This is a genomic window from Mycobacterium sp. 852002-51057_SCH5723018, from assembly GCF_001667035.1.
Taxonomy (GTDB): Bacteria; Actinomycetota; Actinomycetes; order Mycobacteriales; family Mycobacteriaceae; genus Mycobacterium.
This window is the reverse complement of sequence record NZ_LZIR01000102.1, coordinates 1-1,029: the sequence shown is the minus strand read 5'-3', so window position 1 is coordinate 1,029 and position 1,029 is coordinate 1. Positions and strand designations below refer to the sequence as shown.

The 1,029-nt window shown below is 67.4% G+C and carries 1 protein-coding gene; it reads left to right on the top strand.

Annotated elements, in window-relative coordinates; all coding sequences use genetic code 11:
* Positions 1-919, top strand: a 919-nt coding sequence (locus tag A5764_RS21430; protein WP_067116851.1) for a GlxA family transcriptional regulator, incomplete at its 5' end; no start/stop codon positions are given.
* Positions 920-1,029: the final 110 nt, after the last annotated feature.

Genomic DNA, 1,029 nt, shown 5'->3' with positions numbered 1-1,029 from the left:
TCTGTACGGCGCGGTGCAGATCGACGGTCGCGATGCCTACGCCACCCATACCTGCACACCGCAGCCCGGGCCGGTGGCCACGCGAGGTGGGTTCGACGTGATCGTCACCGGCGATTTGGACATGATCACCGGCGCTGACACCGTCCTGATCACCGGAACGGGTGCGCGAGACGGCGTGGCGGCCGAGCTGTTGGCGGCGTTGCGAGACGCCGCTCGCCGCGGCGCGAGGATCGCGTCGATCTGCACCGGCGCCTTCGTGCTGGCCGAAGCCGGTCTCCTGGACGGACGGTGCGCGACCACACATTGGCGCTACGCCGCGGAGCTCGCACAACGCTACCCACGGGTGCTGGTCCGCCCCGAAGTGCTGTTCGTCGAAGACGGGCCGATAGTCACCTCGGCGGGGCTGGCAGCCGGAATCGACCTGTGCCTGCACCTGATTCGCAGCGACCATGGCGCGGCCGTAGCGAACGACATCGCCCGCCTCGCCGTCGTCGCACCGGTGCGCCCGGGCGGGCAAGCACAGTTCGTCAGCGCACCGGTCGCATCGTCGGGCCCGACCACCCTGGATCAGACGCGCGCCTGGGCCCTGACAAGGATTCAGGACAAACTCACCCTCGCCGACCTGGCACAGCATGCCAACACCAGCATCCGCACACTCAATCGACGTTTCCGGGCCGAGACCGGTCTGAGCCCCCTGCAATGGCTGCTACAACTGCGGGTCGATCGGGCCCGTGAACTGCTGGAGACCACCGATCTGCCGGTCGCGGTCATCGCAGACCGCAGCGGACTCGGCAGTGTGGATTCGCTGCGCGACCATTTCATCCACACAACGGGTCTGACGCCCAGCGCCTACCGCGCCGCGTTCACCCACTCCCCCAACCAATCAGACAATGTCGTCACCACGAACCGGCGCCGGTAACCCTCGCGAGGGTGCGCAAAATGACAGCCGTACCGGCGTGTCGCCGTGCAGACACTCAGTGTCATGGTGGCGGTGCCGCATTGGCGGTGGTTGGGTCTGGATCACCCGAT